The sequence below is a fragment of the Eisenbergiella sp. OF01-20 genome, from assembly GCF_003478085.1.
GTDB lineage: Bacteria > Bacillota > Clostridia > Lachnospirales > Lachnospiraceae > Eisenbergiella.
In genome coordinates this window covers 217,949-240,319 of sequence record NZ_QUES01000003.1, presented here as the reverse complement: position 1 = coordinate 240,319, position 22,371 = coordinate 217,949, and the positions used below count along the sequence as shown (strand labels likewise).

Annotated in this window: 20 protein-coding genes; 5 read left to right on the top strand and 15 right to left on the bottom strand. The window is 49.8% G+C overall.

The genetic code is table 11. From position 1 onward, the window contains the following. The first annotated feature begins 14 nt into the window (after positions 1–14). Positions 15–620, top strand: a complete 606-nt coding sequence (locus tag DXA36_RS06465) for a peptidase C39 (protein WP_118677490.1) — start codon at positions 15–17, stop codon at positions 618–620. 14 nt (positions 621–634) lie between these two features. Here DXA36_RS06465 and DXA36_RS06460 read toward each other — a convergent pair whose 3' ends face one another. Together DXA36_RS06460 and DXA36_RS06455 are read right to left on the bottom strand one after the other, a co-directional pair. Beyond that, positions 635–1,609 carry an alpha/beta hydrolase gene (locus DXA36_RS06460; protein ID WP_118677706.1) on the bottom strand — a complete coding sequence of 325 codons (975 nt, stop codon included), beginning with the start codon at positions 1,607–1,609 and terminating at the stop codon, positions 635–637. Positions 1,610–1,854: 245 nt separating this feature from the next. Continuing rightward, positions 1,855–2,301, bottom strand: a complete 447-nt coding sequence (locus DXA36_RS06455) for a hypothetical protein (protein WP_147366554.1) — start codon at positions 2,299–2,301, stop codon at positions 1,855–1,857. Between the two features lie 46 nt (positions 2,302–2,347). Between DXA36_RS06455 and DXA36_RS06450 the strand changes: the two genes are divergently transcribed. Further along, the gene (locus DXA36_RS06450; RefSeq protein WP_147366553.1) at positions 2,348–2,566 is read left to right on the top strand and encodes a hypothetical protein; all 219 of its coding nucleotides are present in this window, start codon (positions 2,348–2,350) and stop codon (positions 2,564–2,566) included. Here DXA36_RS06450 and DXA36_RS06445 read toward each other — a convergent pair. The 3 genes from DXA36_RS06445 to DXA36_RS06435 form a co-directional block, all read right to left on the bottom strand. Next, positions 2,515–4,470: a six-hairpin glycosidase gene (locus DXA36_RS06445; protein WP_118677484.1), complete on the bottom strand. Its 1,956-nt coding sequence runs from the start codon at positions 4,468–4,470 to the stop codon at positions 2,515–2,517. The two genes, DXA36_RS06450 and DXA36_RS06445, sit on opposite strands and share 52 nt — an antisense overlap. 372 nt (positions 4,471–4,842) lie before the next feature. After that, positions 4,843–5,271: a pyridoxamine 5'-phosphate oxidase family protein gene (locus tag DXA36_RS06440; protein WP_118677482.1), complete on the bottom strand. Its 429-nt coding sequence runs from the start codon at positions 5,269–5,271 to the stop codon at positions 4,843–4,845. Between the two features lie 59 nt (positions 5,272–5,330). Then, entirely contained in the window at positions 5,331–7,835 is a 2,505-nt protein-coding gene (locus DXA36_RS06435) for a glycoside hydrolase family 2 TIM barrel-domain containing protein (protein WP_118677480.1), read from the bottom strand. Positions 7,836–8,019: 184 nt separating this feature from the next. On the opposite strand from DXA36_RS06435, the gene DXA36_RS06430 reads away from it, so the two are divergent. Then, entirely contained in the window at positions 8,020–9,084 is a 1,065-nt protein-coding gene (locus DXA36_RS06430; protein WP_118677478.1) for a helix-turn-helix domain-containing protein, read from the top strand. A 120-nt stretch (positions 9,085–9,204) separates the two neighbouring features. Here DXA36_RS06430 and DXA36_RS06425 read toward each other — a convergent pair whose 3' ends face one another. The 3 genes from DXA36_RS06425 to DXA36_RS33495 are packed head-to-tail and all read right to left on the bottom strand — an operon-like array spanning position 9,205 to position 11,485. Beyond that, positions 9,205–10,281, bottom strand: a complete 1,077-nt coding sequence (locus tag DXA36_RS06425; RefSeq protein ID WP_118677476.1) for a Gfo/Idh/MocA family protein — start codon at positions 10,279–10,281, stop codon at positions 9,205–9,207. Positions 10,282–10,317: 36 nt separating this feature from the next. Then, positions 10,318–10,932, bottom strand: a complete 615-nt coding sequence (locus DXA36_RS33500) for a Gfo/Idh/MocA family protein (protein WP_243114584.1) — start codon at positions 10,930–10,932, stop codon at positions 10,318–10,320. Between the two features lie 58 nt (positions 10,933–10,990). Further along, the gene (locus tag DXA36_RS33495; RefSeq protein WP_243114583.1) at positions 10,991–11,485 is read right to left on the bottom strand and encodes a Gfo/Idh/MocA family protein; all 495 of its coding nucleotides are present in this window, start codon (positions 11,483–11,485) and stop codon (positions 10,991–10,993) included. A 246-nt stretch (positions 11,486–11,731) separates the two neighbouring features. On the opposite strand from DXA36_RS33495, the gene DXA36_RS06415 reads away from it, so the two are divergent. Then, complete coding sequence (locus DXA36_RS06415; protein ID WP_118677474.1) at positions 11,732–12,373, top strand: CPBP family intramembrane glutamic endopeptidase; 642 nt, start codon at positions 11,732–11,734, stop codon at positions 12,371–12,373. Between the two features lie 117 nt (positions 12,374–12,490). On the opposite strand, the gene DXA36_RS06410 is transcribed toward DXA36_RS06415, so the two are convergent. From DXA36_RS06410 to DXA36_RS06385, 6 genes are all read right to left on the bottom strand, one after another. Next, a complete protein-coding gene (locus tag DXA36_RS06410; RefSeq protein ID WP_147366552.1) occupies positions 12,491–13,336 on the bottom strand; it encodes a helix-turn-helix domain-containing protein in 846 nt (281 codons plus the stop codon). A gap of 61 nt (positions 13,337–13,397) precedes the next feature. Continuing rightward, positions 13,398–14,936, bottom strand: coding sequence for a DUF5605 domain-containing protein (locus DXA36_RS06405; RefSeq protein ID WP_118677470.1), 1,539 nt, complete (start codon positions 14,934–14,936; stop codon positions 13,398–13,400). A gap of 35 nt (positions 14,937–14,971) precedes the next feature. Then, complete coding sequence (locus DXA36_RS06400; RefSeq protein WP_118677468.1) at positions 14,972–16,456, bottom strand: FGGY-family carbohydrate kinase; 1,485 nt, start codon at positions 16,454–16,456, stop codon at positions 14,972–14,974. 97 nt (positions 16,457–16,553) lie between these two features. Then, a complete protein-coding gene (locus tag DXA36_RS06395) occupies positions 16,554–17,492 on the bottom strand; it encodes a transketolase family protein (RefSeq protein WP_118677466.1) in 939 nt (312 codons plus the stop codon). Next, positions 17,485–18,315: a transketolase gene (locus DXA36_RS06390; RefSeq protein WP_118677704.1), complete on the bottom strand. Its 831-nt coding sequence runs from the start codon at positions 18,313–18,315 to the stop codon at positions 17,485–17,487. Before DXA36_RS06390 ends, DXA36_RS06395 begins: the two co-directional genes overlap by 8 nt. Positions 18,316–18,392: 77 nt before the next feature. Continuing rightward, positions 18,393–19,793 (bottom strand): L-fucose/L-arabinose isomerase family protein, encoded by a 1,401-nt coding sequence (locus DXA36_RS06385; RefSeq protein ID WP_118677464.1) that lies wholly within the window; start codon positions 19,791–19,793, stop codon positions 18,393–18,395. A 364-nt stretch (positions 19,794–20,157) separates the two neighbouring features. Between DXA36_RS06385 and DXA36_RS06380 the strand changes: the two genes are divergently transcribed. After that, on the top strand, positions 20,158–21,171 hold the full coding sequence (locus DXA36_RS06380; protein ID WP_118677462.1) for a LacI family DNA-binding transcriptional regulator: 1,014 nt from the start codon (positions 20,158–20,160) through the stop codon (positions 21,169–21,171). Between the two features lie 117 nt (positions 21,172–21,288). Here DXA36_RS06380 and DXA36_RS33490 read toward each other — a convergent pair whose 3' ends face one another. Continuing rightward, positions 21,289–22,002: a hypothetical protein gene (locus DXA36_RS33490; protein WP_243114582.1), complete on the bottom strand. Its 714-nt coding sequence runs from the start codon at positions 22,000–22,002 to the stop codon at positions 21,289–21,291. Positions 22,003–22,371 lie beyond the last annotated feature (369 nt).

Sequence of the window (22,371 nt, the reverse complement as noted above, 5' to 3'; positions counted from 1 at the left end):
AAGGTACAATAAAAATGAAAAACTTTTTAATTTATCAGTCCTCGGAATATGACTGCGGCCCCGTTTCCCTTATCAACGGCATCCGCTATTTATTTGACAGGGAAGAAATATATCCTGATGTCATTAAATTTATTATGCTCTATTGTATGGATACTTATAATGAAGCGGGGGAACTTTGCAAACACGGCACCTCCGCAGCGGCTATGAATTTCGTTTCCAGCTGGCTGAACCATTTCAGTCAGGTCAAGCCGTTTCCCATCCATTGTGAGTTCCTGTCCGGCGAAACCGTGACCATCACAAAAGGAAACCAGATATATAATGCCCTCCGGCAGGGGGGTGTGGTTTTGCTGCACGTCTTTCTTGAGGTCGGCCATTATGTGCTTCTCACAGGGATAGAGGATGACAGGGTCCTTCTGTTTGATCCTTATTATGAGGAAGAGGGCACCCCGGAATTCGACGCGGAATATTATACGGAAGGTATCACCTTTATTAACGACCAGCCTAAAAAAGCAAACCGGGCAGTCTCGATAGAGAGGCTGAACCGGTTCGGTAAGAACTATTATGAAATGGGGGATTACTCCTGCCGGGAAGCCCTGATTATGTTTAATACCGGAAAATAATGGAAAGCCCCCCTTTAATGAAACACGGCCTTTATCCACTGATGGGCAAGCACCGGCCAGATAACCACTTCATCATTGGGGCTGTTTTCCGCAAGAAGCGCATCCGTTTCCTCTTTGCTGCGTTCGAACTGAGGAAGAAAGCTTGCCTTCACCTCCTCGGATACCGGAATGGTTCCATTCTTCACCTTTTCTGCTATTTGCAATGTCTGTTCCATCGTATAGGGATCGCCGTATTCTCCTTTTGCCCACTTTTCATCAGCCAGGGAAAGGCCGTGCCTGCCGGCAGAAAATACATGATGGGCAAAGGGTACTCCCTGTTCCTTCAACGCCTCTGCAAACAGATAGCTGTTTTCCACAGGCACCGCGTCATCTGTAGCTGTCTGCCACAAAAAACAGGGCGGGGTCTCGGGCGTAACCTGCTTCTCCAGCGACATATATTCCAGCTGCTCCTCCGACGCCTCCTCTCCCAGCAGCGCCTGGAAGGATCCTCTGTGTGCCTTGTCCCCCGCCGTAATAACCGGATAGGACAGGACCGCGGCATCCGGCCGGTTGGAAAAGCAGCCGTATCTGTCATCTGCCACATCCTTGTAATGGACACAGACGCTGGCACAAAGATGACCGCCTGCCGAGAAACCGCACAGGAATACTCTGCCGGGATCGATATGGTATCCGTCCGCCCGGCTTCTTATCAGCCGGACGGCCCTGGACAGATCCTTCATAGGCTGTTCCTTTAAAGGCTCCAGCATCAACGGATTGGTAGTATATGTCAGAACAAAGGCATTGTAGCCCTTTTCATAAAATTCCATCGCCACAATTTCCCCCTCGGTTGGCGATACCACACAATAACCGCCTCCCGGGACCACAAGCATGCAGGGCCTTGTCTGTGTATCCTCCTCATGGATATACCCCACCAGATTGGGAACGAATCCAAACGCAAGGGGATATCCGTATTCCCCCTCCTCCCATATTACCAGTTTTTCCTTTTTCATATCTTCCTGTCTCCTTTTCCGTCCTTTTTTCCTTTCCCCGAGCGTGTGTCTGAACATTGCGTTCTGCAGACGTCCGGCACCCTATCCTTTTATGCACATGCATCGCCGTGCTTTATCGGTTTATACACATACATACTATAATAAACGTTTTGTCTCTTGATTTCTATCCTGAATCACTAAAAATTTCAGTTTTGGGGAGTAACCGTTGCGGCAGGAAGATGATTCTTGCTATTTTCCTCCGGGGCTTATATGATAAAGTAACAATAAGCCACCACCTTTTCCCCCGCCGGACGGTATTTCTGCAGGCGGGGGAACGGACAATAACGGACGGAGGAGCCTGCCCATGCACTCTCATCTGTATTCCCGTCACCGGCGAATATACGCTTGTCACCATGGACGAAGCCTTCCATATCGGCCCCCGTGATGTGTCTTACACCCGGCCCGGCTGCATGCACAAGTCCTTTGTTTCTTCCGGCAATGAGCTTCTTATCCTTTATTTCGGCGAACTTTTCCTCAACCGCTTTTTTACCCCGGAAAGCCGCATCCTGCTTCTGCAGGATTTCAGGCTCACACACTTTCGCATAAAGACGGAGGTTTTTCCCGAAGTTAAGGCCCTTTGTCTGCAACTGGGTGATCTGGCGGCAAAGAATGACTATGCCCGGATTTATCCACGGTTCGTCAGACTTGTGCATCTGTTATCCACAGAGTACCGGGAAGAGAGCAGGGAAACCGGCCGCCTTGCGGGCAGGGCCTCTGGCCGCAGGCATCCTTTCCTATCTGGGGCAGCATTATCAGGACGCTTTTACCCTGGATGATATCGCTTCCCATTTTTTTATTACCAAATACCATTTATGCCGCAGCAGCTATCACGCGGCAGGCAGCTTCCCGCCGCAGGCAACGGGGCATTACTCCGGGATGCCTGCATATTTCAGCATGAAATACAGGCCCCAGTCCTGATCATTCGCCCATGGGTCATAAAAACCGGCCTTACGCCCGTTGACACACATAGGATACACACAGGCACAGGAGGCACTCCCATCTTCCCGGAACATGCTGAGGACGCCCCGGAGTGTTTTTTCCGTTTTCCGGCTGTAAATGCCGCTTCCTGCAATCTCTTCCGTCTCCCGGTATGCAAGGCCGGAAAGGGCGCTCCAGTAATGAGGAAAGGTATCGCCAAAGCATCTGCGTTTTCCAAACCAATAACCGTCCCAATGCCGGATGGCCACCTCATTCATATGATAATCCGGCTGAAAACCCTGGAATAAATCCAGGACCGCAAGCTGCGTCCGGGCCGCTTCCCGGTAGGCCCCCTCACCGGTGAGCCGGTACAGATCACACAGACAGGCCGCGGCGGGGGCTACGATACTCTGCTCATAATTTACCTCATGGGGCGGATAATTCTTTCCGCATCCGGCGATATAATCCCCATGCTCCCGGAAATCCGAAAGAAGGCTGTCCGCTTCCTGCTCCATGCCGTTCTCACGCAGCAGCCCTGTCATCTCATACATGGGAATCCCGATGGCATAGAAATGACTGCCGCCGCCCCGGTAATAGGCTTTCATACAAGCATAAGCCTCTTTCAGATATTCCCTGTCTTTTTTCAGACGGAACAGCTCCAGGAACAGGACCGTGATCCAGGGGAAATTGTACATCCGCTTCCAGTCATTATTCCGGCAGACATCATTATACACTTCTCCGGTCCGGGTATCAAAAAGCTCCCGTTTTACATAGGAAATATACATATCCAGGCTTTGTTCCAGCGCCGGATCCGGGTAATGCTGCAGATACAGTGCCAGCAGTGAACCCATTCCCACGCGCTCCCTTCCCCCGTTATGATCGTCCAGATGGCTGTAATACTGCTGTTTTTCCTCGTTGTCATAGATCAGGTAAGCGCCGTCCAAATGGCTCTGCGGATCCCGGCACTGCTGCTTTTTTGCGATGAAACGGCAGCGGCGCTCCGCCAGCTCCTGAAGCTTGGGCTGTACCAGGAAAACAGCATGGGAACGTTTTCCCCTCCACAGGATATCGTACCGGTATTCCCCTGTTTTCTTCGCTGTATGTCCCTGTCCGTCCGTATTTTCAGGCCTGTCCTCCACATAAGCCGTCCCGTTTTCCCATACAAAAGGGATTTCCCTTTCGTTTTGCAGGATGAGAGGTTTCTCCGCCCCTTCCGCGCCTCCCACATGGGCGGTAAAGCGGACGGATTCTTCTCCAAGCAGAAGGAAAGCCGGGGCATCTACTGTTACAAATCCGGGATATCCGTTCAGCTTCTGCAGGAAGGCTTCCTTATTTTCAAACCAGAAAAGCTCCCAGGCTATCGTATACGTTTCCCCGGGGTGAAGATGCAGATTTTCCGGATGCAGGAGAAATACCCCCCTGTCGTTGCTCAGCTTTTCCTCATCCCTCTCCACACTGTAGCCCTGCAGGCTTCCCTGTGTCAGAACCATGCCCAGATTCTTATTTCCCCCGCCCATACGCAGTGCGCAGATATAGCTGCTGTTTCCGCCGCACCACAGATGCGTATTGCAGCAGCCCGTCATGCAGGTGTGCGCATCTGCATAAAAATCGGGAAACGGCACATAGATGCCCAGAGAGGTTCCCAGGGACCAGATGTCGAATGGTGTCTCATTCCGGAACGTATAGGTTTCCAGCAATGTATCCCTTTCCGTAAATTCCCTGCTCACCCCAAGGCTCAGCTCCAAACCGCTTTTCACCTTCCCCCATGGCTCGTTTCCCTTCACCCAGTTCATGCCGTCCTTGTCCTTCGGATGCTGTAAGGACACAAGCTGTCCTTCCCCGTTATATTCCAGGGCGAACCCGGGATTGGTCCCTGCCGGTTTCTCATATACCGCTTCTTTCATTGCCTTCCTCCTATATGCACATGTTTTCTCTCTGGTTTGTTTCCCGCGGGAATACAATAATTGTATAGCAATACTCTGAGTTTTTCTTTCATTTTTTTGCCTTTATTCTACAGATTTCCTTCTTTTTATAACAATATTGACATCATATGTACCTAACTCAAACTTCGCAGGAGCAAAATGGCCTTCCGCCCGCTGGCAGAGCGGTGTCCCCAGGACGGAAAAGGAATGTTCACCAGATCCTCTCAGGCCATGGAGATGAGCCCGAAAACCGGCGGCCGGAATAATCCGGCCGCCGGTTCCTATACTGTATTGCCCCTTTCCGGTTTCCCGGGCAGCATCCCGGGACCGGTGAGGGAAGAAACCGTCTCCGTATCAGGCGGTAAAATCAATATCATAACGATGGCCGTCAGAAAACAGGACTCCGTCCGTAAGCCGGACACAGAGGATACAGGTATTCGTATCCTTGAAATCGTTATGTCCGTTGTCAATCCATTCCGCAAATGCTTTCCTGAGCTTTTCCGCAACTGCATGATTTTCATCTTTGCAGAAATACCCCATATTGATCCCCTCTCCATGCGCGGTAAACCACTCTCCGGCTATGGCTGCCACGGGATTTTTTTCGATCTGCTTCATTTTGTTGGAAAGGGCGTATGTAATTATATAGAAAGCCCCGTCCAAATAAAAGCCGTCCACATAACGGACATAAGGAACTCCGTCCGCTTCGGTTGCCAATGCTATTATGCTGTCTTTGCCGAAACGCTCTGTCATGATCGTCTCAGTTGCTGCCGTTAGTTTCTCCATCGCTTTTATCCCTCCGCTAATGCTGCAAATCACCAGTTGGTTACAGGATCAGCATACCATCAAACCGCTTCCAGTTCAACTGTTACCGTTTTGCAGTCCCGGGCCTGCAGGGTTACGGTTATGACGCCTTTCCGGCCCGCTCCCCTGACGGCCGCTCTGAGCCTGCCTTCATAGGCCCTTGCCGTGGTATCAAAATAATTTTCCTCCGATTCCGGATCGGCGCTGCCATACCCCAAAAGGATCCCCGGCCCTTCCACGCTGATATGGACTGTCGTATCCGCTTGCGGATTCCGGTTTCCTTCTTCATCCGCCACACAGATTTCCACAAAGGCGATATCGCTTCCGTCCGCCGGAATTTCCCGGCGATCCGCCTCAGCCTGAAGCATTGCGGGACAGGCTGCCGTCACGATTCGATCCCTGCCGCTTTCTATTCCGCCCCGGTAAACGACAGTTTCAAGAATCCCGGGGGTATATACCGTCTCGAAGAGTACCCTGGCTTTCTTTTCCTTCCCCGCCTCTTTTTTCTCCTGAAGCACTCCGTTTACATAAAGAGCCGCTTCCTCGGCATCCGTGTATACTTCTACGGTTACAGGCCTGCCCTCATATCCGGACCAGTTCCAGCTGTGCACCGCATTGGTCATACTCCAGCTGCTCATGTAATGCTGTTCCCCGTGGTGTTCGGGCGGCTGCACCGCCAGATAAGGCGCTTTCCGCAAGCCCCAGATTATCTCTCTCCAGTAGGATACCGGCCGTCTGTCTCCCAGCAGGTTCATATCCCCGCAATACGCCGCTTTACATGGATACTCCGCGTAAAAGCTCATTCCCGGATTCTGTCCGTAGGAAATCTTTCCGATTCCGGCTTCCCCCAGGTAATCCCAGGCCGTCCAGGAGAAATCCCCGATAAGGTAAGGATGTTTTTGCACCAGTTCCCAGTTCACATCCAGATCCTGGGGAAAGGTTTCCGAACCCACGATAATCCGGTTAGGATAGGTTAACCCGTCCGGCTCATACCGGCAGGCGGCATAATTATACCCCGCGATATCCACCTGGGCAAAGGCGCTTTCCGTCGCTTTTCCAGCGGTTTCCCCCGCCACAATTTGGTTCATCAGTTCTCCCAAATTGCTCATGGCACTGTTGATTTCCACGGTTCCCTCCATGGAACCCTCTGCCGCCGGGGATTCTTGCGCTGCTATGGAATCCTTTGCCGCCGGGGAATCATTTGCCGCCATACCTGCCATCAGCTCTTCCATCCGATCCATAATACTCAGCATCAGGTTCACGCTGTTGGTTACAAAACGGGTATCATCCAGGCTGCGTATTTTATCTGCCAGCTTCTTTCCCCATGCCGCATCAAACCGGTTTCCGGTTTCCGGGATTTCATTTCCCACAGAGTACATGATAACGCAGGGATGGTTATAGTCCTTATTCACCAGATTGGTCACATCATGCTCCCACCACCCGGCCATATGCATGCCATAATCAAAATCCACCTTTGTGGTGGTCCAAACATCCGAGAATTCATCCATCACCAGCATGCCGTACTTGTCGCAGGCTTCCAGCAGCTTTCTGTTCATGGGGTAGTGAGAGCTTCTGATGGCATTATAGCCCGCCTCCTTCAGTTTTTTCACCCGGAATTCTTCCGCATGGGCAAAAACCGCAGATCCGATAATCCCGTTGTCATGATGGATACAGCCGCCCCTGAGCTTTACGGTTTCCCCGTTAATCCGGAGACCGTGAACCCTGTCCAGCTGCAGTCTGCGGATACCAAAGCTGCCCGTCTCCTCATCCAGAACGGCCTCTCCTTCCCTGATACGAATCCGGTATCCGTACAGGTAAGGGGTATCTACGTTCCAGAGCCTGGGTTCCTTCACATACAGTTTCTGCCGGAAGGCATTCCGGGTATGCTCCTCCACCGTAACCGGCATACAGTCCGACGCCGCTATCCTGCCTTCTTCGTCAAACAGTTCCAGCTCCAATACCACATCCCTGGTTTTGCAGCCGGTATATTCCAGTACCGCTTCCGCCCGGATCACTGCAAGATCCGTGTCCACATCCATACAGGCCAGATGGATTCCGTCGGGAATAAAGTGCATCCGATCCGCAATCATCAGATTTACATCCCGGTAAATACCTCCTCCGGTATACCAGCGTCCGCTGGGCACGCCGTTCTTCACCACTACTTTGATCCGGTTAGCCGCTCCGAAATGAATAAATTTTGTGGCATCGATATAGAAGTTCCCATAGCCATAAGGACACTGCCCTGCAAAGGAATTATTGATATAAACAAAAGCGTTCTGATATACACCTTCAAATTCCAAAAGGACATTCTTATCCTTCTCCGCTTCCTCCACCCAAAACTCCTTGGTGTAATGGCAGTTTTCTTCTACAAAAAAGCCGTTTCCGCTTCCGTTCACGGCTTTACCGTCACGGGGTTTTCCCACAGAGGCATCATGCGGAAGGGTTACCGGTTTTCCGGTATTCTGCCCCTTTTGCATCAGTGCATCCAATGCCCCTCCCCCGCCGTCATGATAGTTCCAGTTGTCATTAAACCTGATTTTTTTCACGTCCGCTCCCTTCCGCGCCTGCGCGCATACCGGTTTCCTTTTTCACCCGGTTCGTGTATACTGTAAAACAAAAGCAACTGTTTTGTACCGCTACCAACAGTATAAAAAGCAGGGCGTGCCTCCGCAATAACGGGAACCGAACCTCATCGGCCGCACTGTAACCAAAACCAACCTGGAGAAAGCAATGAAATATGAATCGGTATCAAGGGAAAAATCCCTGGAACAGCTGCTCCGTGAGGCCCCGGATAATCTTGTCGTACTTAATCCCGACAGCAGCACCCTGCAGCTGTATGAGCTGCACACGCCTTTCATGATACTGCTGGAAACCTGCCATGAAAAAAGGGATTTCATCTCCATGTACCAAATTACAGAACAGGAGTCCTTTTCTTCCCAGCTGACCTTTTCCGGCTATACAAATCTGATAAACAGACCGCTGCACCAGCACAGCTGCTATGAAATCATGTTTGTACTTTCCGGTTCTGTCACCAATCATGTGGAAAACCAGACCTTCACCTACGGCCCCGGCCAGTGCTGTGTAATGAATAAAAATATCAAGCACTGTGAGGAATTGTCCGGTGATTTCCAGGTAGTCTTTTTTATGATACAGGATATTTTCCTGGAACAGCTTCTGGCGGAATATGAGCCGGCTTCCCCCTCCTCTTCGGCGGATACCGGCCCTGTGTTCCAGCTTTATCTGGACAGCCTGAATAAAAACAGGCGTTTTGACAAGGTATATCTGGATTACCTGCCTGTCATCCCTGCAGACGACGCTCTGGAACGGCTGCATCCTCTTTTTAATTTTATGGTGGAAGAGATCCGGAAAACAGAACCAGGCTCCCGGTTCTTTCTTAAAGGGGCTTTTTCCCGCTTTCTCCGTATCCTGCACACGCCGTCCCTTTACTGTATGGACAGAGTGCAGTCTGATGCCAGCGGCCAGGAATACATTTATTCCAAGGTATGCCATATCATGGAAGCCAGCCGCGGCCGGGTTTCCCGGGAATATCTGGAAATGCAGCTGCACTATAACGGCGAATACCTGAACCGAATCGTTAAAAAATACAGCGGAAAAACATTATTGGAATATGGACAGGATATCTATCTGGAGGAAGCCCGCAGGCTGCTTTTGGATACAGATATGAGTATATCAGATATTATTACGGAGCTTGGGTTTTCCAACCGCAGCCATTTTTACCGGGTCTTCCGGAGGACCTTCGGCGAAACGCCGCTCGATTACCGCAACAGGCAGTGAGACGGGGGATATGCCCTCACGGTGTCAGCCATGCACAAGTCTGCCTGCTCACGGCATCAGCCAGGAACAGGTATGCCTGCCCCTGGCTGCTTGCCGCAATCCCCCGCATCAAGCTGCTGTCTATTTTACTTTCCTTGCCAGCATCTGTGCCTTCACACACAGCTCCGCCGCCTTTAATGCATGGGCCTGGGTCATGGCATTTTCTGTCCGGTTGATACAATCCAGTATCAGCTGCCCGAAATAAGGGAAGCCCACCTGCCCGCTGACATTCCTGTAATGCTCGCCGTCTTTGTCCGCCCAGAAAACATGGTCGCCGGCCTCTTCTTTGGCCACATCCACATATTTACGCAGTTCTATATAACCTTCCGTTCCCAGGATAAAGGTACGGCCGTCCCCCCAGGTGGAAAGGCCGTCAGGTGTGAACCAGTCCACACGGAAATAACCCATGGCACCGTTATTTCCCACAAGAGTGGCATCCCCGAAATCATCCAGTTCGGGATATTCCGGATGATTGTAATTCCCAATCTCACTGTTCACCACCGTGGCATCCGTTGCCCCTGTATAATACAGAAACTGCTCTATCTGATGGCTTCCGATATCACAGAGAATCCCGCCGTATTTGTCCTTTTCAAAAAACCAGTCCGGCCTGGAAGATGCACTCAGGCGGTGAGGCCCCATTCCCAGAACCTGGATTACCTTGCCAATGGCTCCCTGCTGTATCAGTTCCCCTGCATATATGGCACTTTCCACCTGGAGACGCTCACTGTAGCTGACCATATATTTCCGGCCGGTTTCACGGATAGTCTCCTTTACCATTTCCAGCTGCTCCAGCGTAGTAAGAGGCGCTTTGTCCACAAAATAATCCTTTCCCGCTTTCATGGCACGCACACCCAAAGCTGCGCGTTCCGAAGTAATACAGGCAGCAGCCACCAGGCGCACCTGGGGATCGTTGTAAATCTGCTCCTCGCTTTCCGCCGCTTTTACCCCTTCCTTTTCATAGGTTTTCAGAAAAGCCTCCACCTTGGCCGGATCCGGATCGTATACCCACTTCAGGGTAGCCCCTGCTTCCAGAAGTCCGTTACACATCCCATAAATATGTCCGTGATCCAGCCCTATGGCCGCAAATACAAATTCCCCCTTATTCACCACCGGATTGGGTTTTCCTTTGGGTGCATAGTTCATACCGCTTTTATTCATTTTCTCTCCTTTCCGCCCGGAAACCAGACGTTCCTTCTATTTATAATTTCCCACCGTAATGTCTTCTGCGGCAAAATTCTCCACGCTTGCGGATTTTTCATAAAAATGGACCGCGTTCCTGAGAATTCCCTCCATGGTGTAGTATTCATCCGCCTCCGCAATCGGAAGGCCCACCGTCCTTTTCTGGAAACCGGCTTTATAGATCGCCGTGATCAGTTCCACTGTTTTTCTTCCGTCCTCACCGGTAATAAAAGGGCGGGTTCCTTTTTCCAAAGCGGACAATACATTTTCTATTTCGCCCGTATGTCCCTCATAGGGAAGATCCTCTATGGAATTATAGAAGGTATCCAGTTCCTTCATCAGCTCCTGGTTATGCTCCGGAACGGGAAATCCGTTTGCCTGCGTCACTTCCGCCACACAGGACCAGGGTGCTGCCAGCTTGGCATTTTCACATTGAAGTACAATGCCCTGCTCTTCCCCATGGTGGACTACGGAGCTGGTCACCTCCGCCACTGAACCGTCTTTATAACGCAGGGCGGCAAAGGAAAGATCCTCCACTTCCGAATTATCATGCATTACATTCGCCAGAACGGAAGTCACCTCTTCCGGAAGCCCGCCCTGGATCCAGTTAATCATATCGATGTGGTGCACGGCATGGTTCAGAGTGGGACCGCCGCCTTCCTTTTCCCAGGTGCCTCTCCACCATAAATCATAATAGCAATGCCCCCCTCCACCACAAGGAATTCACATGGGCACAGCGTATGCTGCCTGCCAGGCCGCTGTCCACCGTCTTTTTCAGCTTGTATATGCTGTTCCGGAAACGATTCTGGGCAACAATCCCCATAGTTACTCCGTTTTTCTTCTCCGCCTCCAGCATGGCGTCACATTCCTTCAGACTAGGCGCCATCGGTTTTTCCACCAGCACATTACAGCCTGCATTCATACAGTTTACAGCTATTTGTGCATGGGAAGACGGCGGCGTGCATACATGGACCAGATCAATTTTAAGCCCCGATGCCAGAAGCGCTTCGTGGCTGTCAAACACCTGCGCCTCCTCCAGCCGGTATTTCTCTTTGGCCGCCTCCGCTTTTTCCGGATAAATATCCACAAGCGCCACTATTTTACATCTCTCCGGGAAGGTAAGAAGCCCCTGTATATGGCTTACCGATATATTCCCTGTTCCTACAACTGCCGCATTAATCATAAATAGCCTCCCTTTTTATTGAATCTTTCCCGGACTTGGCTGCGGCGGTGCCACATCCACCCCCAAGAAAAAAACTTTTTTATCCTCCGCTGCTGCTTTTTTTATCTTAGCACAGTCTCGGCACAAATTCTTTGCGTGTTTTGCCATAAAACATGCGTTTATTGTGTTTACAGAAAACGAAAAAAAGAGTATAGTAGACGAAACGATAAACAGTAAATAAAAAAACAAAAGAGGGAGACAACGAATATGGCGCTCATTCTGTCCAGCATAATTACCGCAGGTGTCAATCTGCTGGTATTTTCTTTCATACCCTTTCTGTGGTGGTTCTTCCGGCACAGGAAGGAAGATTCTTTTTTTAAGTGGCTTGGTTTCATCCGCCCCAGGCTGAAAAGTAAATGGTGGATGCTTCTCCTTTTTGCCGTTATCTACTACTTTTTTTATAACTTTGATTTTACGCAGTGGATTTCCCCGGAAACCATGGAATACCTGGAGGGAAGCGGCTCCGTATCGGTGAATGCGTTTGCCGGCATAGGAGCGGCCGCCATCCTTCCTGCGTTTATTGAAAATTTTATCGGGAACGGAATTGCCGAAGAAATCCTGTACAGGGGCTTCTTCTGTAAACGCTTCTGCCAGAAGCTGGGCCGTGTAAAAGGAATCCTTCTCCAGGCCGTTCTGTTCGGCCTGATGCACAACGCCCTGTATCTGCTGGCCGGACTCCAGGTAGGTCTGTGGTATCACCTGCTCATGTTCCTGTTTACAGGAATGGCCGCCCTTCTTTTAGGATGGCTGAATGAAAAAATCTTTAACGGTTCCATACTGCCGGGAATCCTTCTTCATGGTGCCGGCAATTTTCTGAATTCCATGCTCATGGCATTTTCCATTATGTAATGCCGATACCAAACAGTTTTCCGTGGTCCGCCTGCAAGAGATGGGAAAAAAACGACGCGCCCAAACCGGAGAAAAAACCCGGAACAGGCCGCGTCAGTTTTTTATCTGCCCCCGTATCTACTTCATGAGAAAGCCTTTTTGATATTGTCCGGGTGATATTCCCGCTATTTTCTTAAAGGTACGGATAAAATTATTGTAGTCATTAAAGCCGGACAGATAACAGGCTTCCGTCACGGTCTTTCCCTCCGTCAGAAGCTGCTTGGCCGCCGCAGTTTTTTTAATCAGAATATAGTGATACAGCGTATTTCCGGTCTGCTGCTTAAACAGGTGGCTCAAATAATACCTGTCTATGGAAAAGCATTCCGCTATGCTGGCCAATGACAGCTCCGGGGAAAGGTGGGTATCGATATAATCCAGGATTGCCGTTATGGTTTTATCCGGTATTACAGGCTTTTCCTGCCGGTATTGCCTGTACAGGGAGTTGACATACACCAGAAGCTCCGCCAGGCAGGATGCGGTAAGGATATCCGCTCCGTATTCCAGGGAACTGCTGACGGCATCCAGTCTTTTACATAGCTTAATCAGGTTATCCATTTGTTCTTCAGACAGCAAAATTACATTGTCCCTTCCCGGGCGGTGGTTCTGAAAGCAGCCGAGAAGGTTGGTCGAACGGGTGGACATCCCCTGAACCAGCCTGGGATTGAAATGAACGGCTATCCTTTTGTAAGGAATCTCTCCGTAATGGCAGGCTCTGTGAATTTCCCTGTCATTGAAAACAGCAAGATGCCCTCTCTGCATGTGATGAAAGGATTGCTCGATATACAGATCCACATCTCCGCCCTGGAACAGATATATTTCATAATCTTCATGAAAATGAAACCGGGCGTCATAGGGCTCCTCCGTATATAGATCCATGATGGAAATAGAATCCCGTAATTCCAAATAATATTCATCACTGTTCATCCTATTCTCTCCCCGTCCCACCTGTTTCTGCCGGCAGGTTTTCACCCTATATTTGGTGCTTTTACCTTTCCTTTTTTATCTGTACCGCCATGTAAGGCTTTCCCGGAAGCTCTACACGGAATTTACCGCAGAATACCCCTCTGTCCTCCACATTCATATCCCAGGTATCGATCACCTTTATGCGGAACGGTGTGGTATCATCAAAATGGAACTCCCGGAAAGAAGGACGCATGAAGCTGTAGTAAAACAGATAATACTCTTTAACAGACTCCCTTTCTCCATCCGGTTCCTCCGGTACTGCACATACCTCATCCCAGCTCCGTGGATACGGCATCAGGCCGCTTCCCGGTGTTTCGCACATAATCTTATGAAGCAGGCCGAAACGTTTATAGCTTTCCCCGTGAAGCTTACCTCCATGGGACCACCACAGGATATCCTCTGTGTTCATATAGGTTTCCCCGTGTCCGGGATATCCCCCGCGGCAGGCAGCCTCCCAGAAACGCCTGAGCATCTCCTCTCCGCTGATATTTCCCCAACCATGCTGGATGTTACCTTCATAGGCGATTTCATCCATCACAACGGGCTTGCGGAACTTCTCTCTCCATTCGTTGACCAGCTCCGAAGATTTATACAGGTCTACCCGCTGGATGCTGCAATGGGTAATCCAGGGCCTGCTGTGATCATACATTCTCATGCAGTTATGGATGGAACGCAGATGATGGTAGGGATCCTTTTCCACAAGGATGGCGCCGTAGCGTTCCCAGTCCTCCTCCGTTTTGCTTTTCATCAGATCAAATTCATTGGCCAGGGACCACCAGACATTACGATAGGACGAAAATCTGGCGATTACATATTTCCAGTAATAATCGTCCTGATCTTTATCCATGACGGAAAAGCCCCACCGGTCATAGGGATGCATTACAATCAAATCCGCCTCTATGCCCAAATCCCGCAAGGCAAGGATACATTTTTCAATATGCTTGAAATGCGCCGTATTGAAGCGGTAAAAATCCCACTTGTTTCCTTCGGAATATCCATTATAGTCCCAGAAATTTTCCCTGGTCAGAACGCTGGAATCCATAGGGCTTCCTTCATAGGGATAGGAGCGGGGTTCTCCCAGATTATAGTCGTAATGCTTGGGGAAAATGCAGAAACGGATTTTATTAAATGCACTGTTTTTAAGTGTTTCCAGCGTCTCGTCAATCCTTTCATCCGTCTGAAGATCCCATACATAGCAGGTAGTCCCTATGGAATAATAAGGAGTTCCGTCTTCATAGGCAAAATGATAGGTATCGGCCACTCTCACCGGCCCGTGATTGCCATCCCCCGCCGGGGTAGAGACAAAGCTGCCTTTTTCTTCCTCCTCAAGAAAATCTGCTGTAATGGTAAATGTATATTCTCCTTCATAGGAGGGCATAAAGCGTACTTTATAGATACCATCCCCGTCATAAAAGCCATCCGCCTCAACCTTCTCCTGTCCGCGGACAAAACTCCCTTTTATCTTATGATCCGCAAAGGGGTTGCCTTCTGCAGGCCCGGGGCAGCTGACTTCCCATACATCCCATCGTTCCACCTGTTCCTGATAGCTTATTTTACGCATTACTCATTCTCTCCTTTTATGTTTTCCCGAACCGTTTACCGGGTGAGGGCTTTTGCCACTGCGGCGTTCCATCCTTCTTTTTTATGCAGACGCAGGTTTTCATCCATGCCAGGAGTAAACCAGGTCCCTTCCTTTCCGGCAAAGAGGGCGTCTTCCTGATACAGGCCTGCAGATATACCGGCCATATAAGCAGCCCCTATCCCGGACAGTTCCTCCGCAGCGGGGATCCGCAGCCTCTTTCCGGAGATATCGCTCTGAAACTGCATCAGATAACGGTTTCCGGCAGGTCCCCCATCCACACGCAGCTCCTTCATGGGAATTCCCGTATCCTGCTCCATAGCATCTATCAGATCCGTAATCTGATAAGCGATACAGTCTAAAGCCGCTCTTACCAGCTCTGCCTTTCCGGTAACCCGGCTCATGCCCGTTATGGCTGCCCGGGCATTTTCATCCCAATAAGGAGCTCCCAGACCTGTAAATGCCGGCACCAGATACGTCTCATCCGCGGGATTGGCAGAAAACGCCAGCGCTTCCGTTTCCCCGGCGGACTCAATCAGCTTCATATCCTCCTTCAGCCAGGTAATTACCGCACCCGTATAGTTCAGGTTCCCCTCCAGCACATACTCTACCCTGCCTCTGCGTTTCCACGCCAGGGAGGTAACCACTCCGTGGCTGCTGGAAATCGGTTTGTTTCCGATATTCATCATCAGAGAGGATCCGGTTCCGTAAGTCGCCTTACTCATACCCGGCTGCAGACATCCCTGTCCGAACAGAGCGGCATGAGAATCTCCCAAAACTGCGCATAGGGGAACCGGCTCTTCAAACAGCCCTCCCATAAGGGTGTGTCCGAACACCGAATCGGAGTCGCAAATCCGGGGCAGACACTTCAGGGGAATCCCGAAAATATCCGCCAGTTCCTCATCCCATTCCAGCGTGTGCAGATTCAAAAGCTGGGTCCGGGACGCGTTGGAATAATCGGTTTTAAAGGCATGCTCCTGTGTGAGCTGCCACACAAGCCAGCTGTCAATCGTTCCCAGACAGACCCCGCCTTCTTCCGCCCGTTTCCGTTTTTTTTCATCCGTCTGCAGCAACCACGCCATCTTGGCTGCCGGGAAATAGGCGGATAGGGGTATCCCGGTCTTTTCCCTTATTATACTACCGAATCCTCTGTTTGCAATATCCCTGACGATACCGGCCGCCCGTCCGCACTGCCAGACTACAGCTTGCTCCAGCGGTTCCCCGGTTTCCCGGTCCCACATAGCCGTGGTTTCTCTCTGGTTGCTGATACCCACAGCCGCCACCTGCGCCGGGCTGACGGATGCTTTTTCCATCAGAAGCTTAACTGCCCGTATGGTATTGTCCCGTATTTCCCAGAGGTCATGAGATACCCAGCCCTGTTCATTTATCAGCTGTTTGTGAGACAAATCTTCCCGCAGAAGCATCTTACCCTCCCGATCAAACAACAGCGCCTTTGTCCCCTGCGTGCTCTGATCAATACTTATAATATATTCCTGTTTCACGTTTTCTCACCTTCCCGTCCTATTCCCGCGCTCAATGAGCCAAACGGATATGCCCGCATAGAACCAAAGGTTCTATTATCCACTTGGCGTCAGCCGCTTACCCCAGCTTCAGGCCTTCTTCCGCCTTTGCCGCTATCCCTTCTCCATTCAGCCCATAATAGTCAAATACCTCCCGGGAAGTACCGGATATTACCGGGGCATCGGGCAGCGTCATATTCAGTACCCTGCGCGGACAGGAGCTTCCCACCGCCTGGCTTACCATGGAACCCAGGCCGCCGAAAGGCGCATGCTCCTCCACGGTGACTACCACCTTTACCTTTTCCGCCGCACGCACCACTGCTTCCGCATCCAGCGGCTTCACGCAGTACATATCCAGCAGACCGGCCCGGATGCCTTTTTCAGCAAGGACTGCCACCGCGTCCAGAGCCGGGCGCACCATTTCTCCGCAGGCTACCAGCAGTACATCGCTTCCTTCCGCCAGCACCGTAGCCTTATCCATGACAAACGGAACCTCTGTTTCCTCATAAATATCCTCTACCGGATTTCTTCCCACCCGTATATAAGCCGGCTTTTTATCCTGGAGGAGGGCCTCTATCAGCTTTGCGGTCTGAAAGCGGTCACTGGGAATATACACGCGCATATTGGGTATAGCCGATATTGCTGCAATATCCTGGGCGGAATGATGACTCATCCCCAGAGCGCCGTAACTGACGCCGCCGCTTATCCCGATTAACGTAACATTCGTATCCGAATAAGCACAGTCGATTTTCACCTGTTCATAGCTTCTTGCGGAAAGGAAACAGGCAGGGGAAGCTGCAAACGGTTTTTTGCCGCATTTGGCGAGGCCGGCAGAAATACTTACCAAATCCTGCTCTGCTATCCCCACTTCCACAAACTGCTCCGGGAACTCCTCCGCGAACGGCGTCAGGGAAGCACTTCCTCTGGAATCACTGCACAATACCACAATATCCCTGTCTTCCTTTGCTTTTTCCATAAGCACATCACAAATAGCCTGTCTGTTGGGTATTTTATTCATGGCAAAATGCCTCCTTCCTATCCTCCAAATCCTGCATAATCTGCCTGTACTCCCCGTCTCCCGGCACTTTATGATGCCACTGGGCTTTGTTTTCCATTACGGATGAGCCGCAGCCCTTCACGGTATTGGCGATTACCACCGTGGGTTTTCCCTTGCAGGCTCTCGCCGCTTTCCATGCATCGCACACCTCCTGCATGCAGTTCCCGTCCACACTGATAACATTCCATCCAAAGGCCGCCCAGCGCTCATCCTGGCTGTCCTGCCCCATCACGTCCTCTGTATTTCCGGATATCTGCAGCCGGTTCCGGTCCACTACAGCGCACAGATTATCCAGCTTATACTGCGCCGCAGCCATGGCGCCTTCCCATACGGAACCTTCTGCCAGTTCTCCGTCCCCCATTACGGTATATACCCGGTAATCTCTGTGATCCATTTTCCCGGCAAGCGCCATTCCCACACTTACGGGAAGGCCATGCCCAAGGGAGCCGGAATTCATTTCAATGCCCGGCAGTTTGTTGTTGGGATGTCCTATGTATGGGGTGCCAAACTTGGAAAACTGCTCCATCACTTCCTTTTTCGGGAAAAAGCCTTTCGCTGCCAGCACCGCATAATAAGCCTCCACCGAATGCCCCTTGCTCATAATAAAACGATCCCTGTTTTCATGATCCTGGTTTTCCGGGCTTATATTCATTTCTTTAAAATAAAGGGATACCAGAATATCCATCACGCTCATATCGCCTCCGATATGCCCGCCTTTTCCTTCCACTACCATATCCACCACATCTTTGCGGAGCTCATAAGCCAAAGCAGACAGCTTTTTAATCTCATCCATTCTTTTACCTCCATTTACTGGGATAATACCATCATTTATAACAGTTCAGACCCGCCTGAACCTTATCCTCATTCCCCTCTTAAAAACGCTTTTACCTGTTCTTCCTTATCATCATAAAGATCCGGAGTAATCCCCATATATTTGCAGGCTTCATAAAGCACCGGCACCACATCCTGATGGATACCCACGCAGTGGTGGATATACGGCCCCTCCACCAGCCTGGCTTCCAGACGTTTCAGATTTTCCACCTCTACCCATACATAGGTTCCTTTTGTATAAGGGCCTTCCACTCCCTTTGCATTTCCCAGAAGCAGGGAATATTCTCCGTTGTCTCCGTCAAAACGCGCCAGTGTCATTTCCCCCAGCTTAGCCTGTGCTTCCACCGCACCGGGATGTTCAAAAGCCAGAGGGTAACCGAAAACCGGCTTTTCCTGTGCTACGGAAAGAGGCCATGGCCCGCAATGCTGCAGCAGCTCTCCATTTTCATTATCCGGATGGCGTACCGTCCAGTCCGCGAAAAAGCTTCTGTTCTCATCCATTCCCGCCGCTTCCACCAGCAAAGCGGTAACAGCACCATGAATATCCGTTTCACATACCACCGGGATCCCTTCCTCATTCAGCAGAGAATTGGCCGCACAGGGCATAATCCCAATCTCTCCCTGCAATGCATTCCAGCACTGTATGGCAATGGCATTACAGCCATATTTATCCGCCAGGTTTTTCATGGCCGCCTTAAGGGCCGCCACGTTTTCCAGCTCTTCCGGTTTGATTTTTACACACATCTTATCCTTGCAGTAAGCAACGATTTTTTCCACTTCCGATCGTTCCTCTTTTACCTTTTTCATTTCATCCGTCAGTTCCGGCATGGGGATCGGAGAAAGCTGGATATTGAACCTTTCCAGAAGTTCTCCCTCATTACACATGGTAGACCAGAAGTCAAAAGGTCTGGGCGCTATCTGCAGGATTCTGGTATGCCGGAACACATCCACCACGTTGCAGACGGCAAGAAAGCAGCGAAGCCCTCGTTCAAATTCCGGATCCGTCAGACGGCAGTTTGTCATATAGGTAAAAGGCACACGAAACCGGCGCAGTACCTTTCCGGTGGCAAACAGCCCGCACTGGCTGTCACGAAGGCGGATCCCCTCCTCGTCCGGCCTTTCATCCCTGGGGCCCCAAAGAAGTACCGGCAGATTCATTTCTTTTGCCAGTCTGGCGCATACATATTCCGTCCCAAAGTTACAATGGGGCATAAAAATACCTTTAACTTTTTCATTCCGGAATTTTTCCTGGATTTTTTCCCTGTCCGCTTCCTCATAAAAGAGCCCTTCCGCGTTTATGTCCGTTATATCCACAAATTCAACGCCCAGTTCCTCCAGACGTTCCCTTGTCAGATTGGCGTACTTCACCGCGTCCGGTGCGCTGAAAATACTTCTTCTTGTGGGCAGAAAACCGATTTTGATTTTTTTCATAGAAACTCCCTTCCGTCGCAGAGCATGCGCACAATAAAATCAATAAACTCACATTTACTAAACTTATTTAATCGTTAATTTAATATTATTGAATTTCATTGAATTTGTCAAGGCATATACTCTTTGTTTTTATTAAATTCACAGAAGAATTCAAACCGGTTTCTATGATTTGAATCGAAACTTATGGTGTTTTAACGCTTCATATAACTTAATCCGTAACAGTTCAGATGCCGCATGACACAAAGGGGCATCTGAACTGTTACCCTTAATCCAAGTAAATAATAAAAAAATCAAGTATTAATTTGACTAATAATTAATTTCGTATTAAAATTAAACTAAAAATTAAGTAACCGGGAGAATCTGCATGGAAATTTCAGCAAAAGAATTGGCACAGTTAATAAATGTTTCACCTGCAACCGTTTCCATGGTTTTTAACAATAAACCGGGAATCAGCGAGACTACCAGAGAATTGGTTATGCGTACTGCCGCACAATACGGCTATACAGGAAAGACCAGTCAGCCCGCCCCTTCCGCCGCTAAAATCATTCAGCTGATTAATTATAAAAAACATGGAAAAATTGCGGCTGATACCCCTTTCTTTTCCCAATTGACCGAAGGGATTACCCAGGAATGCTATCGGCAGAATGCGGCTCTTCATATTTCTTATTTTTATGAGAATATGGATATGTCCGCCCAATTGTCCTCCCTGAAGGAAGTGGACTGTATTGGTATTCTGCTTCTGGCTACGGAAATGGGGAAAGAGGATTTTAAGAAATTCAAAGACTTTCGGGTACCGATTGTGGTTCTGGATTGTTATTATGATGAACTCATGTTTGATTGTGTACTGATAAATAATATTCAGGGTGCTTTTAAGGCCACCAGTTACCTGCTGCAATGTGGGCATCAAAAAATCGGCTATCTTCGATCGAATATCGAAATCAGTAATTTTGCCGAAAGGGCGGACGGTTATTATAAAGCCCTGCGGGCCCATAATATAAGTACCTCACATCCTTATGTGCATGCGATTTCCCCCACTGCGGAAGAAGGCTGCCAGGATATGCTTGCGGTTTTGGACAGCAAACCCGATTTGGCGGATGCGTATTTTGCGGATAATGATATCATAGCCGCCGCTGCCATGAAAGCCTTTCGGGAACGGGGTTACCGCCTGCCGGAAGATATTTCCATCATTGGATTCGACGACATGCCTTTATGTGATATGATGGAACCATCCCTGTCCACCATGCGGGTGAAAAAGCAGGAACTAGGCGCTACGGCTATCCAGCGCCTGATGGATCGGGTGGAAAATAACCAAAGGGAATATCTGAAGATGTGCATGGCAACCAAATTAATAAAAAGAGAAAGTGTCTCCGTAATATAAGGTTCTCTCTCCGGTTTGTGCGCTGCGTTGACGAAGCATGCCGTGCACAAACCGGAAAAAGAACCTATTGATAGATGCATTCCGTACCGCGCTCCATACCTTATGCATCCGGCCGGTTCATGCACTGTGCGCTTTTGGATTTGCCACGTGTTTGTTTAGAATGGTATGGATCCTTTCTACTTCATCCAATATAATTCGTTCTGTATTTTGTATATCATTTTTCAAATTGCTTTCCGTGTTTATAATCTGCAGCTCCATATTCTTAAACTGCAGCTCCAAAAAGTCGATTCGGTTGTTTGTCTTGCCCATTTGCCGGTTCAGGTCTCCCATACCGTCTGTGAGCTCTGCCGTCTGTCTGATTAAACTCTCCACCTGCTCCGCCGTGTTATCCATACGGAGGGTCAGAGTGTCAATCCTGTGGGTTATTTCTACCATCTGCACGTTAAGAACGGCGATCTGTTCTGATAAACTGTCCATTCGGGTTTCCAAAGTGTCAACACGGCTTGTCAGGGTTTCTACATGGTTTGCCAGCGTATCTGTACGCTCTGCTAAAGTGTCTACCCGCTCCGTCAATGCATCTACCCGCTCCGCCAGTGTATTTATTCCCTCCGACAGATTATCCGTCCGTGCATCCAAGGCTGCCACGCGGTCTGCTATTCCCTCCATACAGCTGCTCATCTTCGCTGCATGGTCCCTTATATCATCTGAACTGGTACTCAGGGTGTTCATCCTTTCCGTCAGCACATCCATCCGGCCGTTAACCGCCTTCATCTGCTCTGACATCTCCAGATTGATATTCAGTATCCGATCCATTTTTTCGCTATTTCTCATAACTAATACCTCCTGCATTCATAACCTGGAACTATATAAGGAAGACTGCATGAAAAACCGGGAAAGAACTATACTGAGAATACTGCCGGCATACCTGCCGCCTCAGCCTGACCGACTTTGTGCATACAGCTCTTAAAACAGATGTGAACAAGCCCGGTATGCCTGACTTTATGCATACCAATACAAAAATATCCCGTTAAATTATGTTTGGCTCACTCGTCAATAGGGAAAGTAATACCGGACTTGTATAAGGAATACTGCCTCACGAGGTCATTTTTGAGAACAGTAGGCAGAAATTGGCGGTGCATCAGATACAACACCGATTGTCCTTCCATACAGTTACTTTCGGGAAACTGCATCCCCTTACTT

Bases quoted from the DNA above. Each gene is read 5' to 3' on its own strand.
- DXA36_RS06465 (WP_118677490.1), top strand. From the start codon at position 15: ATGAAAAACTTTTTAATTTATCAGTCCTCGGAATATGACTGCGGCCCC.
- DXA36_RS06460 (WP_118677706.1), bottom strand. From the start codon at position 1,609: ATGAAAAAGGAAAAACTGGTAATATGGGAGGAGGGGGAATACGGATAT.
- DXA36_RS06455 (WP_147366554.1), bottom strand. From the start codon at position 2,301: ATGCACAAGTCTGACGAACCGTGGATAAATCCGGGCATAGTCATTCTT.
- DXA36_RS06445 (WP_118677484.1), bottom strand. From the start codon at position 4,470: ATGAAAGAAGCGGTATATGAGAAACCGGCAGGGACCAATCCCGGGTTC.
- DXA36_RS06440 (WP_118677482.1), bottom strand. From the start codon at position 5,271: ATGGAGAAACTAACGGCAGCAACTGAGACGATCATGACAGAGCGTTTC.
- DXA36_RS06430 (WP_118677478.1), top strand. From the start codon at position 8,020: ATGAAATATGAATCGGTATCAAGGGAAAAATCCCTGGAACAGCTGCTC.
- DXA36_RS06425 (WP_118677476.1), bottom strand. From the start codon at position 10,281: ATGAATAAAAGCGGTATGAACTATGCACCCAAAGGAAAACCCAATCCG.
- DXA36_RS33495 (WP_243114583.1), bottom strand. From the start codon at position 11,485: ATGATTAATGCGGCAGTTGTAGGAACAGGGAATATATCGGTAAGCCAT.
- DXA36_RS06415 (WP_118677474.1), top strand. From the start codon at position 11,732: ATGGCGCTCATTCTGTCCAGCATAATTACCGCAGGTGTCAATCTGCTG.
- DXA36_RS06410 (WP_147366552.1), bottom strand. From the start codon at position 13,336: ATGAACAGTGATGAATATTATTTGGAATTACGGGATTCTATTTCCATC.
- DXA36_RS06405 (WP_118677470.1), bottom strand. From the start codon at position 14,936: ATGCGTAAAATAAGCTATCAGGAACAGGTGGAACGATGGGATGTATGG.
- DXA36_RS06395 (WP_118677466.1), bottom strand. From the start codon at position 17,492: ATGAATAAAATACCCAACAGACAGGCTATTTGTGATGTGCTTATGGAA.
- DXA36_RS06385 (WP_118677464.1), bottom strand. From the start codon at position 19,793: ATGAAAAAAATCAAAATCGGTTTTCTGCCCACAAGAAGAAGTATTTTC.
- DXA36_RS06380 (WP_118677462.1), top strand. From the start codon at position 20,158: ATGGAAATTTCAGCAAAAGAATTGGCACAGTTAATAAATGTTTCACCT.
- DXA36_RS33490 (WP_243114582.1), bottom strand. From the start codon at position 22,002: ATGAGAAATAGCGAAAAAATGGATCGGATACTGAATATCAATCTGGAG.